Origin of the sequence: Rhodococcus sp. IEGM 1307 (genome assembly GCF_030056915.1) — a bacterium.
GTDB classification, from domain to species: Bacteria; Actinomycetota; Actinomycetes; order Mycobacteriales; family Mycobacteriaceae; genus Rhodococcus_F; species Rhodococcus_F opacus_D.
Window position 1 is genome coordinate 80,803 of record NZ_JASHKW010000008.1, and the last position, 17,794, is coordinate 98,596.

Genomic DNA, 17,794 nt, shown 5'->3' on the forward strand with positions numbered 1-17,794 from the left:
CTCAGTTCGACTTCGGGAGGACTCGTCCGGCGACGAGGGCAACCACACGCTGGTAACTCGGTCCGACGAGCCGCACCCAGGCGTCGAGGAACTTGGCGTCGGCGCCGATCAGGACGCGCGGCTTGCTCTTGCGAACTCCGTTCACGATGGTCTCGGCAGCCGCCTCCGGCGTGGTGCGGGCAAGCTTCTGGTCGAAGAACTTCGCGAACGTGTCGAGGTCCTCACCCGGTCCCGCGGTGGCGTTGCGGGCAATGGCCGTCTTGATGCCACCGGGGTGCACACACGTCACCTTCACGGGGTGCTTGGCGATCAGCATCTCCTGGCGCAGCGACTCGGTGAAACCGCGCACCGCGAACTTCGCCGAGTTGTACGCGCTCTGACCCGGCATGGACAGCAGACCGAAGAGGCTGGAGACGTTCACGACGTGGCCGTCGCCCGACGCGATGAGATGCGGCAGGAAGGCCTTGGTGCCGTTGACGACTCCCCAGAAGTCCACGTCCATGATCTTCTCGATGTCCTTGAACTCGGACTTCTCGAACTCACCGTGGTAGGCGATGCCGGCGTTGTTGTACACCTGGTTGATCTTGCCGAAGTGCGCCCGCACCTCGTCGGCGTACGCGAGCACCGCTTCGCGCTGGGTGACGTCCAGGTGATCGGCCTTGACCTCGGCGCCCAGCGCCTCGGCCTGGCGTGCCGTCTCGGCGAGCCCGACCGTGTCCATGTCCGAGATCGCCAACCTGGCACCCCGGCGTGCCAGGTTGAGGGCGAGCGCCCTGCCGATACCGGAACCGGCTCCGGTGATCACGACTACCTTGCCTGCGAACTCGCTCACTGTGCTGTCACCTTGTCGTCGTCGAGGTCGATCTGTGCCGGGATGGCGGAGGGGCCGGGGGTCTTGCCGTTCACGTGCACGGGTGCAGGCAGATCGGCGGTGGCCACGCTGTCGTACGCGGTGAGGTCGAAGCGCTTCGTCTCGTTCCGGAACTGGAACGTGAAGCCCGGCCACAGCGTGGTGTTGTTGCCGTGCTTGTCGAGGTACCAGCTCGCGCACCCACCGTTGTTCCAGACGCTGTGCGACAGCTTCTCCTGGAGTTCGGCGTTGTACCGGTCCTGGGCGTCCTGACGGACCTCGATCTTGCCGATGCCGTACTTGTCGAGCGTCTGAAGGGCGTCGACGAGGTAGTTGAGCTGCGACTCGATCATGAAGACCATCGAGGTGTGGCCCAGACCCGTGTTCGGGCCCACCAGGAAGAACATGTTGGGGAAGTTCGCGATCGCCGCGCCCTTGTAGCCCTGCTGGCCGCCCTCGTCGAAGACGTCGGCGAGCGAGCGGCCGTCCTTGCCGAAGATGCCCTCGAACGTGGGGGAGTCGGTGACGTGGAAGCCGGTGGCGACGACGATGGCATCGACCTCGCGGACGGTGCCGTCCTTCGAGACCACCGAGTCGGCCGTGACCTCGGCGATGCCGTCGGTCACCAGGTCGACGTTGTCCTGCGCGAGGGTGGGGTAGTAGTTGTTCGAGATCAGCATGCGCTTGCAGCCGATCTGGAAGTTCGGCGTGACCTTCTTGCGCAGATCCTTGTCCTTGATCTGGCGGCGCAGGTGGCGCTCGGCCGCGAGCTGCAGCGGCTTCATGAAGACCGGGGCCTTCGCGAGTCCGACGACCTGGCTCTCGCGCATCCAGTAGATACCGGTGCGGCACAGCTTCTGGAAGCCGGGAAGGTACTTGAACGCGGCGTGCTCGAGCTTCGTGTACTCGCGGTCCGCGCGGGGCAGGATCCACGGCGCCGTGCGCTGGTACACGTCGAGGTGCGACACCTTCTTGCCGATGGCGGGCACGATCTGGATCGCCGAGGCGCCGGTGCCGATGACGGCGACGCGCTTGCCCGTCAGGTCGGCGTCGTGGTTCCAGCGGGCGGAGTGGAAGATCTCGCCCTGGAAGCCTTCGATGCCCTTGATGTCGGGGAGGGACGGCTCGCACAGTGCGCCGACCGCGGAGACGAGGACCTTCGCGACGAAGTTCCCCTTCGTGGTGGTGACCTCCCAGCGGGTGGTCGACTCGTTCCAGTGGGCGGACTGCACGTCACAGCCGAAGAGGTGCTTGTCGCGCACCTTGTACTTGTCGGCCACCGACTGGATGTACTTCTGGATCTCCGGCTGCGTCGAGAACGACCGGGTCCACTCCGGGTTCAGTGCGAACGAGTAGGAGTACAGATGTGAGGGAACATCGCACGCCGCACCCGGGTACGTGTTGTCTCGCCAGGTACCACCGACGTCGGTGCCGCGTTCGAGCACGAGGAAGTCGGTCTTGCCTGCCTGGGTCAGCTTGATCGCCGCGCCGAGGCCGGCGAACCCGCTGCCGATGATCAGCGTGTCGATGTGCCGGACACCTGCGGTGGCGGCGGAAGTATCTGTGACGGGGAGACTCATGTAAGAAACCATAGGGCGCTATTGAGGGGCAGTCAATAGCCTATTGACCTTCATTCAGTAGTCTTGTCTCATGGACGTCGTGAAGCGGACCCGTCTCAGCCCCGAACAACGGCGCGCGCAACTGATCGATCTCGGTGCGAAGATGCTGGCGCAGCGCCCGCTCGAGCAGATCTCCGTCGAGGACATCGCCGATCAGGCGGGTGTCTCCCGCGGCCTCCTGTTTCACTACTTCGCGTCCAAGCACGACTTCCACCTCGAGATCGTCCGGCACACCAGCAGCGAGATGCTCGCCCGCACCGCCCCCGACCCGTACGTCGGGGAAGCGCGGGATCCGATGCAGATCCTGCGCTCGGTGCTCGCGTCGTACGTCGACTACGTCAGCGAGAACCGTGGCACGTACGTGTCGCTCCTGCGGGGAACGGCGAGTGGCGACCCGGACATGCGCGCCGTCTTCGAGGAGACCCGGGCCGTGATGTCCGCACGGACCCTCGAACAACTGCCCGCGATCGGTGTCGAGCCCACCCGGGCGGTCGAACTCGCCGTCCGCGGCTGGATCGCCTACGTCGAGGAAGTCACGATCACCTGGCTGCGCGACCCACACCTGACCCGCGACGAACTGATCGAACTCAACGTCCAGGCCCTCCCCGCGCTCGCCATCGCCGCCGCACCCGAGATCGCCGCCGCGCTGGTGTCGGCCACCACCACCTGACACCCCTAGTACTCGGGGTACACCCGTAATACCCGCGGGTGACACCGGTTTCATTCCCCGGCGTGACGTGGCGACGCATGCGACGTTCCTAGCGTTCTCGTCATGACCACCCTCGATCTCCGCTCCCGCATCGTCGAGTCCCGCCAGGTGCCGCTGGCGGTGATGGTCGGTGCGATGACCGCCCTCGCACTCGTGTGCGCCGTCGGACTCCTCGTCGACGACCGGACCGTGCTCGGGGTGTCCGTGTGGCTCAAACCGCTGAAGTTCGCGGTCTCCTTCGCGCTCTACGGGGCCACCCTGGCGTGGATGCTGACCCTCCCGCACCGAGGCAGCCGATGGACGCGGGCCATGGCGACGGTGTTCGCCGTGACCGGCATCATCGACGTCGGATTCATCGCGGTGCAGGCTGCGCGCGGAACGTTCAGCCACTTCAACACGTCCGACGACGCCGTCAACACTATCGGCCAGTACGTGTTCATGACCGGTGTCCCCGGACTGTTCGTCGCGAACCTCGTGATCGCCCTGATACTGCTGTTCCAGCGCGTGGGGGATCGTCCCCTGACCCGCGCCATCCATGCGGGCCTGTTCCTGGCGGTGGCCGGGATGGCACTCGGCTACCTCATGGGATTTCAGGGCCGGCAGACCACGACCGACGCGAACGGCCGCGTCGTCGAACTCGCCGCGCGGCACAGTGTCGGCGTCACCGACGAGAATCCGGGACTGCCGGTCACCAACTGGAGCACGTCCGGCGGCGACCTCCGCATCCCGCACTTCGTCGGACTGCACGGCCTGCAGGTGATGCTGATCGGCGCGCTCGTCCTGAGCGTCCTCGCGTCGCGGATACCCTGGCTCCGCAGCGAGGGAACCCGAGCCTCCCTGATGGCCGTGCTGGCGCTCGCCTACGCCGGGCTACTCGCCCTGCTCACGTGGCAGGCGTTCCGCGGCCAGCCGCTGATCCACCCCGACGCGCTCACCCTCGCCGCCCTCGGCGGACTCCTCGCCGCCACCGCCCTCGCCGTCCGGGCCGTGAGGTCGCGGGCGGAGGAGTCCGAACAGCAGGCGGGACCGGCCTAGAGATGCCGCAGGAAGCGGTCGGGTCCGTCGAGGAACGACCGCCAGTTGCGGACGAGGTCGAGCTGATTCCACTCGGGGTAGTCGATGCCCTCGTCGGTGAGTTCCCAGATCTCGGCGCCGGGCGCGGCGGAGAGGAGGGGAGAGTGCGTCGCCATGATCACCTGCGAGCCCTCCTCGGCGAGATCCGAGATGACCCCGAGCAGCGCCAGGCAGGACTGGAACGACAGCGCGGCCTCCGGCTCGTCCAGAATCCACAGGCCCACCCCGATCGGACGGTCGGCGACGTACCGCAGGAACGACTGGCCGTGCGAGAGCTGATTGAACGACAGATCGTCCTCGCGGGGACGTGACTCGTCGGCCGCACCGAACAGCGAATGCATCGACTCGGCACGCAGGAAACACCCGCCGTACGGCTGCGGCCGGGCGCCGACACACGTGAGGTGAGTGCCGAGATCCGCGTCCTCGGGGCTGGAACCCGCCGACCACAACCGGTCCTGCGCCCCGCGGAACCCACCCTGCCAGGCCGCGGCGATCGACTCGACCAGCGTCGACTTCCCGACACCGTTCTCACCCACGATCACCGTGACCGGCCGCTCGAATGCCAGCCCGTTGTCGCACAGTTCCGTCACCGAGGGCAGGTCCAGATACCACGAAGCCGGGTCGAATCCGCTCCGTGGAGTGAACTCGACCCGGCTCAGTGGCAGATCAGTCAAACGCTCAGCTGAACGCTTCGTCGATGATCTCCTGCTGTTCCACAGCGTGCACCTTGCTCGAACCCGAGGACGGTGCCGACATCGAACGACGCGAGATGCGCTTGATCCCGGACAGCTTGTCGGGCAGCAACTCGGGCAGAGCGAGACCGAAGAACGGCCACGCACCCTGGTTGGCCGGCTCCTCCTGAACCCACCGGAACTCGGTGGCGTTCGGGTAGCGGTCCAGCGTCTCGCGGAGACGACGACTCGGAACCGGGTACAGCTGCTCGATGCGGACGATCGCGATGTCCTCGCGGTTGTCCTTCTGCTTCTTCGCCAGCAGCTCCCAGTACAGCTTGCCGCTGACGAGGAGGACACGACGCACCTTGTCGCGTTCGGCGTCGCCCGTCTCGTACGTGGGCTCCTCGAACACCGAGCGGAACTTGCCGGTGGTGAAGTCCTCGACGTCGGAGACCGCGGCCTTGTTCCGCAGCATCGACTTCGGTGTGAAGACGACCAGCGGGCGGCGGATTCCGTCGAGCGAGTGACGACGCAGCAGGTGGAAGTAGCTGGCCGGGGTGGACGGCACCGCCACGGTCATCGAACCCTCGGCGCACAACTGCAGGAAGCGCTCGATACGACCGGACGTGTGGTCGGGACCCTGACCTTCGTGGCCGTGCGGCAGCAGCAGCACGACGTCGGACAGCTGACCCCACTTGGCCTCACCGGACGAGATGAACTCGTCGATGATGGACTGCGCGCCGTTGACGAAGTCACCGAACTGCGCCTCCCACAGCACCAGCGCGTCCGGGTTGCCCACGGAGTAGCCGTACTCGAAGCCGACGGCGGCGAACTCGCTGAGTGCGGAGTCGTAGACGAGGAACTTGCCGGGGTTCTCGCTGCCCAGGTTCTGCAGCGGGGTGTACTCGGCGCCCGTCTTGCGGTCGATGAGGACCGAGTGACGCTGCGTGAACGTGCCGCGCTTGGAATCCTGGCCGGACAGGCGAACCATCTTGCCCTGGTCGACCAGCGAACCGAATGCGAGCAGCTCGGCGAACGCCCAGTCGATCTTGCCCTCGCGGGACATTTCGCGGCGCTTCTCGATGACCGGCTTGACGCGCGGGTGCACGGTGAAGCCCTCGGGCACGTTGACGAACGCGTCGCCGATCCGCTCGAGCACCGACTCGTCGACGGACGTCTTCAACTTCGTGGGCAGCACCTGGTCGAGCTCGACCGACTCACTGGGCTCCGGCGTGTACTTCTCGAGTTCGCGAACCTCGTTGAACACCCGTTCCAGCTGGCCCTGGTAGTCGCGGAGTGCGTCTTCGGCTTCCTTCAGCGAGATGTCGCCGCGGCCGATCAGGGATTCGGTGTAGCTCTTACGCACGCTGCGCTTGGTGTCGATCACGTCGTACATCGCCGGCTGCGTCATCGACGGGTCGTCGCCCTCGTTGTGACCGCGACGGCGGTAGCAGATCATGTCGATGACGACGTCCTTCTGGAACTTCTCCCGGAAGTCGACAGCGAGCTGAGCGACCCAGACGCAGGCCTCGGGGTCGTCGCCGTTCACGTGGAAGATCGGCGCGCCGATCATCTTCGCGACATCGGTGCAGTACTCGGACGAACGCGAGTACTCCGGGGCGGTGGTGAAACCGACCTGGTTGTTGACCACGATGTGCACGGTGCCGCCGGTGCGGTACCCGCGCAGCAGTGCCAGGTTCAACGTCTCGGCCACGACACCCTGACCGGCGAACGCGGCGTCGCCGTGCAACATGAGCGGCAGGACGGTGAAGCCGTCCTCACCCTTGTCGAGGATGTCCTGCTTCGCGCGGACCAGGCCCTCGAGGACCGGGTCGACCGCCTCGAGGTGCGACGGGTTGGCCGTCAGCGACACCGTGATGTCGTTGTCGCCGAACATCTGGATGTACGTGCCCTCGGCGCCGAGGTGGTACTTCACGTCGCCGGAGCCGTGCGCGGCCGCCGGGTTCATGTTGCCCTCGAACTCCGTGAAGATCTTCGAGTACGGCTTGCCGACGATGTTCGCGAGAACGTTGAGGCGACCACGGTGCGGCATGCCGATGACGACCTCGTCGAGCTGGTGCTCGGCGGCCTGGTCGATGACGGCGTCCATCATGGGGATGACGGACTCGGCGCCCTCGAGGGAGAAGCGCTTCTGCCCGACGTACTTGGTCTGCAGGAACGTCTCGAACGCCTCGGCGGCGTTGAGCTTGCTCAGGATGTACTTCTGCTGAGCGACCGTGGGCTTGACGTGGTGCGCCTCGACCCGGTCCTGCAGCCACTGCTGCTGCTCCGGCTCCAGGATGTGCGTGTACTCGACACCGACGTGGCGGCAGTACGCGTCGCGCAGCACGCTGAGCACGTCGCGCAGCTTCATCTTCTCCTGGCCGTGGAAGCCGCCGACCTTGAACTCGCGGTCGAGATCCCACAGGGTCAGGTCGTGCGTGCGGACGTCCAGGTCCGGGTGGCTGCGGAACTTGTCCTTGACGAACTGCAGCGGATCCGTATCGGCCATCAGGTGGCCACGGTTGCGGTACGCGGCGATCAGCTCGAGAACACGGGTGTTCTTGTCGACGGCGCCTTCGGGCACGTCCTTGCGCCAGCGGACCGGCTCGTACGGGATGTGCAGCGCGTGGAAGATCTCGTCGTAGAACTCGTCGCTGATCAGCAGGTTGTGGATGGTCCGGAGGAAGTCGCCGGACTCGGCACCCTGGATGATGCGGTGGTCGTACGTCGAGGTCAGCGTCATGAGCTTGCCGACGCCGATCTCGGCCAGACGCTCGTCGCTCGCGCCCTGGAACTCGGCGGGGTATTCCATCGCGCCGGCACCGATGATGGCGCCCTGGCCGTTCATCAGACGCGGCACGGAGTGCACGGTGCCGATGCCGCCGGGGTTGGTCAGCGAGATCGTGACACCCGAGAAGTCCTCGGCGGTGAGCTTGCCGTCACGCGCGCGCCGGACGATGTCCTCGTAGGCGCTGTAGAACTGCGTGAAGTTGTGGGTGTCGGTGTTCTTGATCGCGGCGACGACGAGGGACCGGCTGCCGTCCTTGCCCGGCAGGTCGATGGCCAGACCGAGGTTGGTGTGTGCGGGGGTGACCGCGTTGGGCTTGCCGTCGATCTCGGCGAAGTGCCGGTTCATGTTCGGGAACGCCTTGACCGCCTGCACGATCGCGTAACCCAGCAGGTGCGTGAACGAGATCTTGCCGCCGCGGGTACGGGCGAGGTGGTTGTTGATGACGATCCGGTTGTCGAACATCAGCTTCGCAGGGATGGCGCGAACGCTGGTGGCGGTCGGAATGGCCAGCGAGGCCGACATGTTCTTGGCGACGGCAGCAGCTGCGCCGCGGAGAACCTTCGACTCTTCTACCGCAGGAGCGGGAGCGGACGCCTTCGCGTCCTTCGCCGCGGTCTCCTTCGCGGGTGCGGCCTTCTTGGGGGCCTCGGTCTTCGGGGCAGCAGCCTTCGGAGCTGCACCGTTGGGTGCAGTCTTGGGCGCGGCGCCGTTGGCCGTCTTGGTCTGAGGCTTGGGTGCGGTCTCGGACTCGGGAACCGGGGGAGTCGACGCCTTGGCGGAGGGAGCGGCAGCAGGTGCGGCGGTGGTGGTGCCGTTCGTGCCGTGTCCGTTGGCTGCGCCTGCCTTGGCGGCGGCGTCGGGAGAGTAATCCGTCAGGAATTCGTGCCAACTCGCGTCCACGGACGACGGATCGTCCTGGAAACGCTGGTACATCTCGTCAACCAACCACTGGTTCTGTCCGAACTGGGATGTAGAGCTGCTGCTCACGGCAGGTGTTCGCCTCGTTTCTATTTCGGTACCCGATCAGAGCGCCTATATACATGAGACTAGCCCTCGCGTGTGACGTGTAAATCGCCAGGCCCGCACGTGTGAGCTGTCTCACGGCCAACCGATGGGGTCACCATCGATGACGGTTCTCGCCCCGCGATTATTCCCCGACCCGGTCTCCGCCGCATCCCACAGTCCCGAATAGTGGCCACCGGCATAGCGCAGAGTGGCGTGCGATCCGGTCTCGACCACCCGTCCCTTGTCGATGACGAGGATCACATCTGCCCGGGCCGCGGTGGCCAGTCGGTGGGCCACCACCACCGACGTCCGGGTCCGGGTCACACGGCTGCTCGCCTCGAGAACTACCTGCTCGGTGGCCGGATCGAGCGTCGCGGTCGCTTCGTCGAGCAGCAGCAGATCGGGGTCGACCAGCTCGGCCCGGGCGAGCGCGATCAGCTGGCGCTGGCCCGCCGACAGTCCCTGCCCGCGCTCGCCGATGGGGTGATGCATCCCACCCCGCAATCCGGCGATCGTGCCCAGCGCTCCGACCGCGCGGGCAGCGTCCTCGATCTCCTCGCGGCTCGCATCCGGGCGGCCGTACGCGATGTTGGTGGCAACGGTCCCGGTGAACAGGTGCGCCTCCTGGGGGACGACGCCGAGGCGCCCGCGGTACGCGCCGAGCGGGTACCGGCGGAGGTCCACGTCGTCGACGAGCACCGCGCCGGACGTCGGGTCGTAGAAGCGGGCGAGCAGTTTCACGATGGTCGACTTGCCCGCACCGGTCCGGCCGACCAGGGCGACGGTGGTGCCGGCGGGGATGTGCAGGTCGATGCCGGTCAGGGCGTCGCTGTCGGCGCCCTGGTAACGGAACCCGACGTCGCGCAGGCACAGCTCGCCGCGCAGATGCCCGTCGATCGGCTGGAGGTTCTCCCGTGACGTCGCCCGCTCGATGGAACTGGGAGTGCGGAGCAGGTCCCCGATCCGGAGCAGACCGACACTGGCCTGCTGGTACCCGTCGAACACCTGTGACAGCTGCTGGATGGGCCCGAACAGCAGCCCGAGGTACAGCACGAAGGCGACGAGTGTTCCGGTCGTCGTGTCGCCTGCCGCGACCTGCCGCGCGCCGACGAACACCACGGCGGCCAGGGCGAGATCCGAGAGGAACGCGATGAACGGGAAGTACAGCGAGATCGCCCGCTGCGACCGCATCCGGCTGCGCCGGTAACTGTCGGCCCGCTCCGCGAACCGGCGGGCGGCGAACCCCTCGCGGCGGTACGCCTGGGCCGCGCGGAGCCCGGCGATGTTCTCCTGGAAGTCGGCGTTGACGAGCGAGATCCGCTCACGCGAGACCGTGTACGCCACCGAGGAGATCCGGCGGAAGATCAGCGTCGCGACGACGAGCGGCGGGATGACGGCGAGCGCCACCAGCGCGAGCGTGACGTCGGTGGCGACGAGGGCGACGGAGATGCCGAGGACGGTCAGGACGCTCACCACGGCGGTGGACATCCCGGTCTGGATGAACGACGACAGCGCGTCGACGTCGGTGGTCATCCGGGTCATGATGCGGCCGGACAGTTCGCGCTCGTAGTAGTCGAGCCCGAGCCGCTGCAGGTGGGCGTAGCTGCGCACCCGCAACCCGAACAGCACACGTTCCCCCGCTCGGGCGGTGAGGACCGTCATCAGTGCGACGACGAGCCAGCCGGCGACCACGAGAGCGACGCCGACCCCCGCCGCGGTCCACAGCGTCGCGGAGTCCTGCGGGACGACACCGCGGTCGATCGCGAACCGGACGATCGACGGGAACGCGATCCCCGCGAGCGAGTCGAGCGCGAGGCAGACGACGACGGCGACGAGGAGGGCACGGACCGGCCGCAGGATCCGCGACAGCCGGAAGTCGGGCTCGGGCAGGCGCAGGTTCCGGGTGTCGATGCCCGGGCTCTCGACGGCGGGCGGAAGCGCATCCACGGCCTGCCGAAGCTCCGGGGTCGCGGCTACGTTGCCCAGCGCTCCCGCCATCGGTCCGCCGGCGGTGCGGCCACCGCCGGGGCCCGCACCGGACGCCGGGGTGCGGCCGGACGAGGCGGACGAGCCGGGCACGTCCCACTCCTCGACGTCCTCCGGCCACAACTCGGACTCGGACGGCATGCGCTGATACGGCATCGGCTCGCTCGGCGCGGGGAGGCTGACGTCGATGGGGCCGGCGTTGTCGGGGGAGGCGAACAGTGCGCGGAAGAGCGGGCACCGTTCGTCGAGTTCGGCCACCGTGCCGGAATCGATGATCCGTCCGCCGTCGAGCACGGCGACGCGGTCGGCGAGCGACAGGGTCGAGCGGCGATGCGCCAGGATCAGCGCCGTCCGCCCGCGATTCGCCCGCAGCGCCGCGAAGATCGACGCCTCGGTGGTGGCGTCGACGGCGGAGGTCGCGTCGTCGAGGATCAGCACCCTCGGGTCGGTGAGGAGTGCGCGTGCCAGCGCGATCCGCTGCCGCTGCCCGCCGGAGAGGGTGAGACCGCGTTCGCCGACCACGGTGTCGTACCCGTCCGGCAACGCGGAGACGAACTCGTCGGCGGCGGCCATGTCGGCGGCGGCGCGGATCTCCTCGGCGCTGGCGTCGGGCCTGCCGAGGGCGATGTTGGCCGCGATGGTGTCGGAGAAGAGGAACGGCTCGTCGAACACGAGGCCGACGGCTTCGCGCAACTGCTCGGCGCTCAGCTGCGAGACGTCGAACGACTCGCCCGCCGACGTGAGGGACACGGAACCCGCGGATGGTGCGTAGAAGCGGGGGAGCAGCAGCGACAGGGCGGTTTTGCCGGAGCCGGCCATACCGACCACCGCGACCGTCTCGCCGGGCGCGATGCGCAGGTCGAGTCCGCGGAGGATGTGCCGGTCCGGTTCGAATCCGAACGTGACCGCCCGCAGGTCCACACCCAGCGGTCCGCCGGGCAGTGCGGTGGGGTGCGGCGGGTCCGCGACCTCCGGTTCGGCGTCGATCACCTCGTACACGCGCTCGACGGCGGCCCGGGACAGCTGGGCCATGATCACGACCGACGACAGCGTGCGGGTGACGGCGGTCATCGTGGCGACGTATGTGGCGAAGGCGAGGAACGTGCCGATCGTGATGGAACCGTGCAGGGCGAGGTAGCCGCCGACCGCGATGACGCCGACGAGACCGAGCTGGGGCAGTGCCGCCATGGTCGGAGCGAAGCGCGCATTGATCCGGGCGGCTCGCAGGCGTTCGGCGTACAGCGTCCGGCTGTGGTCTTCGAGCTGGTCGACGGCCCGGCGCTCCTGGCCGAACCCCTTGACGACGCGGACACCGGTGACGGTCTCCTCGACGTGCTGCGCGAGGTCGGCTGCCCGTTGCTGCGCCGACCAGGTGGCCGCGAACAGTTTCGGGCGCATTACGTAGACGACGAGGCACACGGCGGGGACGATCACCAGCGCGACGACGGTCAGCAGCGGTGACAGCCAGGCCATGATGCCGAGCGCGAGGACGAATTGGAGCAACGCGCCCGCCGACAACGGGACCATGGCGAGCAGGCCCTGCACCAGCTGGAGGTCGGTGATGGACCGCGAGACCACCTGTCCGGTGCGGATCTGATCCTGCCCCCGCCCGTCGAGGCGTTGCAGCGCGCCCAGCAGGCCCAGCCGCAGATCGTGCTGGACGTCGAGCGACAGCTTGCCTGCGAGCATCCGGCGGCCGTACTGGCAGCCGAAGCGGACGCACGCGAGCAGTGCGATGAGCAGGGCGGCGATGCCGATCACCTGAGTGGCGCTACCCGAGCCCGCGGCATCGACCGCGTACTTGGTGAGGAGGGGGAACGAGATGTCGATCCCGGCGGCGACGACCGTCACGGACAGGGCGCCGAGTGCGACACGGCGGTGCGCCCAGCACTCACCGCTCAGCCGTCGAATCCAACCCGGCCGTGCCTGATCCTGCTCCAGCGTCTGCTCCCGTTCGATCACCGAACCGGACGCACTCTCACTTGCCACTGGATCCACGTTAGCGCCGGGTACCGACAGGGGCGGCACCCGGCGCTGCGTCAGGTGATGTCGCGCTGCCGGGTGAGCGCCCAACCGCCGCCGACGAAGACCGCCGTCCACACGAGCAGGGCGAGGGGCGCGGTGGGCCAGAGCGTCAGCCAGTCGATCTCGTTGCCGGCGGCCGCGTTCGCGACCGTCCCGAGGGTGGCCGACACGGGGAGGACACTGCCGACGGATCCGATGCCGATCCCGCTGAGGATCGACCGGAGGATCATCTCGCCGAGGGTGTACCAGACCACGAGGGCGATGCAGCTGCCGACGGACGAGCCGGTGAGCATCGACACGCCGCCGCCGATGAGCGCCCACAACGCCCCGCAGATCAGGGCCGCCCCGAGCATGGCGAACAGGGATCCGCGCAGTTCGAAGGTGTCCCCGCCGAACGTCAGCAGCAGGGCGACGCTGACCACCTCCACCACGAGGCAGTAGAAGAAGCCGAAGGCCGCGGTGACGGCGAGCTTGGTGCCGATCACCCCGTCCCGGCCGCGGGCGGTGAGGAACGTGGTGGTGAGCGTCTTGTACCGGAATTCCGTGCCCACGTTCACCGCCCCGAAGACCGCGGCGAACAGGACGACGAGGGCGACGGCGACCGCCAGGCCGAACAGGGTGGCGGCGAGGTTGGCCTCGTTCGGATCGGCCTCGAACGCGTCGGTGAACGCGCGCATCACGGGCAGGGTGATCGCGCTCGAGAACATCCCGACGATCAGTGGCGCCAGACCGAGCATCCACCAGAACCGCAGTGTGGTGACCTTGCGGAATTCCGCGGTGAGCAGCGCTGTCATCGCGGACCTCCGGACATCGGACCGTGCTGGGGGTGTGCGGGTGGCGGACCGTAGCCCGGTTGCGGGCCGTACCCGGGTGGCGGACCGTAACCCGGTTGCGGGGCGTACCCGGGAGGTGCGTACCCGGGCTGGGGCGCGTACGTCGGCGGCTGGCCGTACCCCGAGGGCGCGGCGGCACTCGCTCCGGCCACGTACTGGCCTGCGGTCATCGACAGGAAGAGTTGCTCCAGGTCGATGTGATCGCCGACGGCGCCGAAGATCGTCACCCCGGCGTCCGCGGCGACGGACTCGACGAGTTCGAGGGACGCGCCGACGACGGCGAGGCGTCCGTCGGCGAGCGAGCGGGCATCGACGATGCCCCTGGCGGCGAGGGCGGTGGCCAGGGCGGGCGGGCTCGAGGACGCGACCAGCAGCCTGCTCTGCTGCGACTTGCGCAGCTCCTCCATGCGTCCCTGATAGACGAGGGCGCCGCGGCTGACGATCACCAGATTGTCGACGGTCTGTTCCACTTCGCGGAGGATGTGGCTCGAGATCAGCACGGTCCGGCCGGATGCGGCGAAGCCCTTGAGGAACTCGCGCAGCCAGGCGATGCCCTCGGGGTCGAGTCCGTTGGCCGGTTCGTCGAGGATCAGGATTCGCGGATCACCCAGCAGCGCCGTCGCCAGCGACAGCCGCTGGCGCATGCCGAGGGAGAAGCCGCCCGCCTTGCGCCCGGCGACGTCCTCCAGTCCGACGAGCGCGAGCACCTGCAGTGCGCGTCCGTCCGGTACCCCGATCGCGGACGCGTACACCTTCAGGTGGTCGAGCGCCGTGCGGTTGGGGTGCAGGCTCTGCGAGTCCAGGACGGCGCCGACCGTGCGCGCGGGGTCGACGAGCGATTTGATCGGCACACCGGCGACCGTGGAGGCGCCCGACGTCGGCTTCACGAGACCGAGGATCATCCTCAGTGTCGTGGTCTTGCCGGACCCGTTGGGCCCGAGGAATCCGGTGATCGATCCCTGCGGCACGGTGAAGCTGAGGTCCGTGACGGCGTCGACGTTCTTGAAGCGCTTCGACAGCCCCCGCACCTCGATCGGCGCCGCGAAACTTCCCGGGATTGCTGTGGTCAACCCGTCCTCCCCTGCCACAATCGAATGGAACTGTTTCGACCCTACTGGGCTGCCGTGCCGAGATTCACCAACTGACGTACAGGGCGTCTGCGACGGCGCATGCTGAAACCAATCGATTGGGGACGTACATGAGCAAGCACCACCATCACCATCGCGACGTCATTTCTCCCGCCTACACGGGGCGCCTCTCGATCGATCCGTTTCCGGCGCTGCGGCTGCCGGACGAGGAAACCGATCCCGAGGCCGCGTACCGGTTCATCCACGACGAGTTGATGCTCGACGGCAGTTCGCGGCTGAACCTGGCCACGTTCGTCACCACGTGGATGGATCCCGAGGCCGACAAGCTGATGGCCGAGACGTTCGACAAGAACATGATCGACAAGGACGAGTACCCCGCGACCGCGGCGATCGAGTCCCGGTGCGTGTCGATGGTGGCCGATCTGTTCCACGCTCCCGACCTGTCGACCACCGACCCGGCCAGCGCCACCGGCGTCTCGACGATCGGTTCGAGCGAGGCGGTCATGCTCGGTGGTCTCGCGCTCAAGTGGCTGTGGCGGGCGAAGCGGGAGGCGGCCGGGAAGGACACTGCGCGACCGAATCTGGTGCTCGGCAGCAACGTCCAGGTGGTGTGGGAGAAGTTCTGCCGGTACTTCGACGTCGAGCCGAAGTACCTGCCGATGGAGAAGGGCCGCTACGTCATCACGCCGGAGCAGGTTCGGGACGCGGTCGACGAGAACACGATCGGAGCGGTCGTGATCGTGGGCACCACCTATACGGGGGAGCTCGAGCCGGTGGCGGCGATCGCGGACGCTCTCGACGAACTTGCTGCGTCCGGCGGCCCGGACGTCCCGATCCACGTGGACGCGGCGAGCGGTGGCTTCGTCGTTCCCTTCCTGCAGCCGGAGTTGTTGTGGGACTTCCGGGTTCCGCGCGTGGCCTCGATCAACGTGAGTGGCCACAAGTACGGTCTGACGTATCCGGGGATCGGGTTCGTGGTGTGGCGCGACAAAGAACACCTTCCCGAGGGGCTGGTGTTCCGGGTCAACTACCTGGGCGGCGACATGCCGACGTTCACCCTGAACTTCTCGCGGCCCGGCAATCAGGTGGTGGGGCAGTACTACAACTTCCTGCGACTGGGCCGGGCCGGCTACCGGTCGATCATGCAGACGTTGCGCGACACCGCAGTTCGCGTGGGCAAACGCATCGCCGAGATCGACGGCTTCACCCTGATCACGGACGGCACCGACATTCCGGTGGTGGCGTTCGAACTCGTCGGTGACCCCGGGTTCACGGTCTTCGACGTGTCACACGAGTTGCGGGCGCGGGGGTGGCAGGTGCCCGCCTACACGATGCCCGCCGACGCGGAGGACGTGGCGGTCCTGCGCATCGTCGTGCGCGAGGGCTTCAGCGCCGATCTCGGATCCCTCGTCGCCGAGGCGATCGAGGAAGTGTGCGCCGAACTCCGCGAGAAGGGTGGCGGGCGTTCGACGGAACAGCACTTCGCCCACTAGGTCAGGCCTCGATCGCGCGAAGTTCGTCCGGCCAGCGGGCCGGGGCGGGCCCGAACGCTTCACGCGCGTTCTTGACGACACCCTTGCCGATGGCCCGGTTGCCCGCGCCGCCGATGGCCGCGCCGATGCCTGCGGGCACGAGCTTGCCGAGGACCAGCGCGCTGCGGCGGGCAGCGTACTTGGTGATGAACTTGCGCACCAGCCTGCTGTTCATCCCCTTCATGGTGGGGCCGGGTATGCGGCTGGTGATGGCGCTCGCCCAGTTCTTCGCCGTCACGCCCGTCGCCTTCTGGACGATTTCCATGCCCGATTCGCCGAGCGCCACCGACAGGACGAGTGCGCGCCGCTGCTGGTGGTCGGCGGCCGAGATGCCGTGCACCGATGCGACCGCGAGAGTGAGCAGCGCCGCCGCTTCGAGGAAGAACGCCGATTCGGCGCCCACCGCCGCGATGGACGCGACGGTGCCGACCCCGGGAATCGCGGCGGTGGCGCCGACTGCACTTCCGCTGCCCGTCACGGCCAGCAGGAACATCTTCTCCATCCGCTCGACGATCTGCGCGGGCGACTCACCGGGGTGCGAGCGCCGGACCCATTCGACGTACTTCGCCACCGCGGGAGCCTGGAGACGGCTTCCGTTGTCGAGGACCGAGACCAGTACCTTCTCCACCGGTCCACCATTGCCAGCCATCGGGGCTCCCGTCTCGCCTGTGCTTCGAGTGTGCTGGCACCGACTGTAGGTGAGTTGACGCTGTGGCCGGTGTCGGCACCGTTGCCTAGGCTGGTTTCGTGAGCGTCGTCGACAGCGATACCGCGGTGTCGTCCGGGGCCTTCCGGCGCCCGGCGGAACCGTTGCGCGCGCTGGTCACGGGGTACGACGGGTATCGGCTGGCCGGTTTCGAGCCCGGCATCCACCTCGGTCTGCCGTCGCCCTGCCTCACGGTGATCGTGACGATCGACGAGCCGCTCGACATCGCCGCCCAGGCGACGCCCGAGCAGGCGCCCGGTCGTTTCGACACTCTGGCCAGCGGCATCGCCACGGCACCGGTGACGATCCGGCACGACGGCAACCAGCACGGCGTCCAGTTGGCCCTCAGTCCTCTCGGCGCCCGGGCGCTGCTGGGGGTCCCCACGGCAGCGCTCGGCCCCTGGGTCGTCGGGCTCGAGGACCTGCTCGGTCCCGACGCGGGGGAACTGACCGAACGGCTGTCGCTCGAACCCGGCTGGGACGAGCGGTTCGCGATCCTCGACGAGGTCCTGACGCGCCGCGCGGCGCCGGCGGAGATCGACCCGCACCTCACCCGCGCCTGGCAGCTGCTCGTCGCCGGCGACGGCGCCCGGGTCGGTGACGTCGCGCACGACGTCGGCTGGAGCCGAAGACATCTGGTGAACAAGTTCGTCGCGGAATACGGCGTGACACCCAAGGACGTGGTGCGGTTGTCCCGTTTCCACCGCTCGCACCGGATGCTCAAGGGTGCCGCCGGGGCGACACTCGCCGACGTGTCCGCGTCGTGCGGGTATTACGACCAGGCGCACATGGCGCGGGACTGGCGCGACCTCGCGGGCGTCGCGCCGTCGCGGTGGCGCGAGATCGACCCGTTCTCATTCGTCCAAGACCCCTACCACGACGACGGCGCAGAGTGATGA

At 68.0% G+C, this 17,794-nt stretch carries 12 protein-coding genes; 4 read left to right on the plus strand and 8 right to left on the minus strand.

Translation table 11 applies throughout. The annotated features are described in order from the left end of the window. Position 1 precedes the first annotated feature (1 nt). Together QM841_RS17250 and QM841_RS17255 are read right to left on the minus strand one after the other, a co-directional pair. Complete coding sequence (locus QM841_RS17250; RefSeq protein WP_283332902.1) at positions 2–832, minus strand: SDR family NAD(P)-dependent oxidoreductase; 831 nt, start codon at positions 830–832, stop codon at positions 2–4. Next, entirely contained in the window at positions 829–2,430 is a 1,602-nt protein-coding gene (locus tag QM841_RS17255; protein WP_283332903.1) for a flavin-containing monooxygenase, read from the minus strand. The genes QM841_RS17250 and QM841_RS17255 overlap by 4 nt, the downstream gene beginning before the upstream one ends. A gap of 70 nt (positions 2,431–2,500) precedes the next feature. On the opposite strand from QM841_RS17255, the gene QM841_RS17260 reads away from it, so the two are divergent. Together QM841_RS17260 and QM841_RS17265 are read left to right on the plus strand one after the other, a co-directional pair. After that, positions 2,501–3,139 (plus strand): TetR/AcrR family transcriptional regulator, encoded by a 639-nt coding sequence (locus QM841_RS17260; protein WP_283332904.1) that lies wholly within the window; start codon positions 2,501–2,503, stop codon positions 3,137–3,139. A 102-nt stretch (positions 3,140–3,241) separates the two neighbouring features. Beyond that, positions 3,242–4,213, plus strand: a complete 972-nt coding sequence (locus QM841_RS17265) for a hypothetical protein (protein ID WP_283332905.1) — start codon at positions 3,242–3,244, stop codon at positions 4,211–4,213. Here QM841_RS17265 and QM841_RS17270 read toward each other — a convergent pair. The 5 genes from QM841_RS17270 to QM841_RS17290 all read right to left on the minus strand — a co-directional run bounded on the left by QM841_RS17270 (position 4,210) and on the right by QM841_RS17290 (position 14,639). Next, complete coding sequence (locus QM841_RS17270; protein ID WP_283332906.1) at positions 4,210–4,926, minus strand: AAA family ATPase; 717 nt, start codon at positions 4,924–4,926, stop codon at positions 4,210–4,212. The genes QM841_RS17265 and QM841_RS17270 overlap by 4 nt on opposite strands. Positions 4,927–4,930: 4 nt before the next feature. Beyond that, entirely contained in the window at positions 4,931–8,707 is a 3,777-nt protein-coding gene (locus tag QM841_RS17275) for a multifunctional oxoglutarate decarboxylase/oxoglutarate dehydrogenase thiamine pyrophosphate-binding subunit/dihydrolipoyllysine-residue succinyltransferase subunit (RefSeq protein WP_280783523.1), read from the minus strand. Between the two features lie 111 nt (positions 8,708–8,818). Continuing rightward, positions 8,819–12,700 carry an ABC transporter ATP-binding protein gene (locus QM841_RS17280; RefSeq protein WP_283332907.1) on the minus strand — a complete coding sequence of 1,294 codons (3,882 nt, stop codon included), beginning with the start codon at positions 12,698–12,700 and terminating at the stop codon, positions 8,819–8,821. A 50-nt stretch (positions 12,701–12,750) separates the two neighbouring features. Next, positions 12,751–13,530 carry an ABC transporter permease gene (locus tag QM841_RS17285; protein WP_283332908.1) on the minus strand — a complete coding sequence of 260 codons (780 nt, stop codon included), beginning with the start codon at positions 13,528–13,530 and terminating at the stop codon, positions 12,751–12,753. Further along, positions 13,527–14,639, minus strand: a complete 1,113-nt coding sequence (locus QM841_RS17290; protein WP_283332909.1) for an ABC transporter ATP-binding protein — start codon at positions 14,637–14,639, stop codon at positions 13,527–13,529. The genes QM841_RS17285 and QM841_RS17290 overlap by 4 nt, the downstream gene beginning before the upstream one ends. Before the next feature lie 128 nt (positions 14,640–14,767). Here QM841_RS17290 and gad point away from each other — a divergent pair, with 128 nt between their 5' ends. Then, positions 14,768–16,150 carry a glutamate decarboxylase gene (gad, locus tag QM841_RS17295; protein WP_280783527.1) on the plus strand — a complete coding sequence of 461 codons (1,383 nt, stop codon included), beginning with the start codon at positions 14,768–14,770 and terminating at the stop codon, positions 16,148–16,150. Between the two features lies 1 nt (position 16,151). Here gad and QM841_RS17300 read toward each other — a convergent pair whose 3' ends face one another. After that, positions 16,152–16,838 carry a hypothetical protein gene (locus QM841_RS17300; RefSeq protein WP_283332910.1) on the minus strand — a complete coding sequence of 229 codons (687 nt, stop codon included), beginning with the start codon at positions 16,836–16,838 and terminating at the stop codon, positions 16,152–16,154. A 98-nt stretch (positions 16,839–16,936) separates the two neighbouring features. Here QM841_RS17300 and QM841_RS17305 point away from each other — a divergent pair, with 98 nt between their 5' ends. After that, a complete protein-coding gene (locus QM841_RS17305) occupies positions 16,937–17,791 on the plus strand; it encodes a helix-turn-helix domain-containing protein (RefSeq protein WP_283332911.1) in 855 nt (284 codons plus the stop codon). The last annotated feature ends 3 nt before the right edge of the window (positions 17,792–17,794 follow it).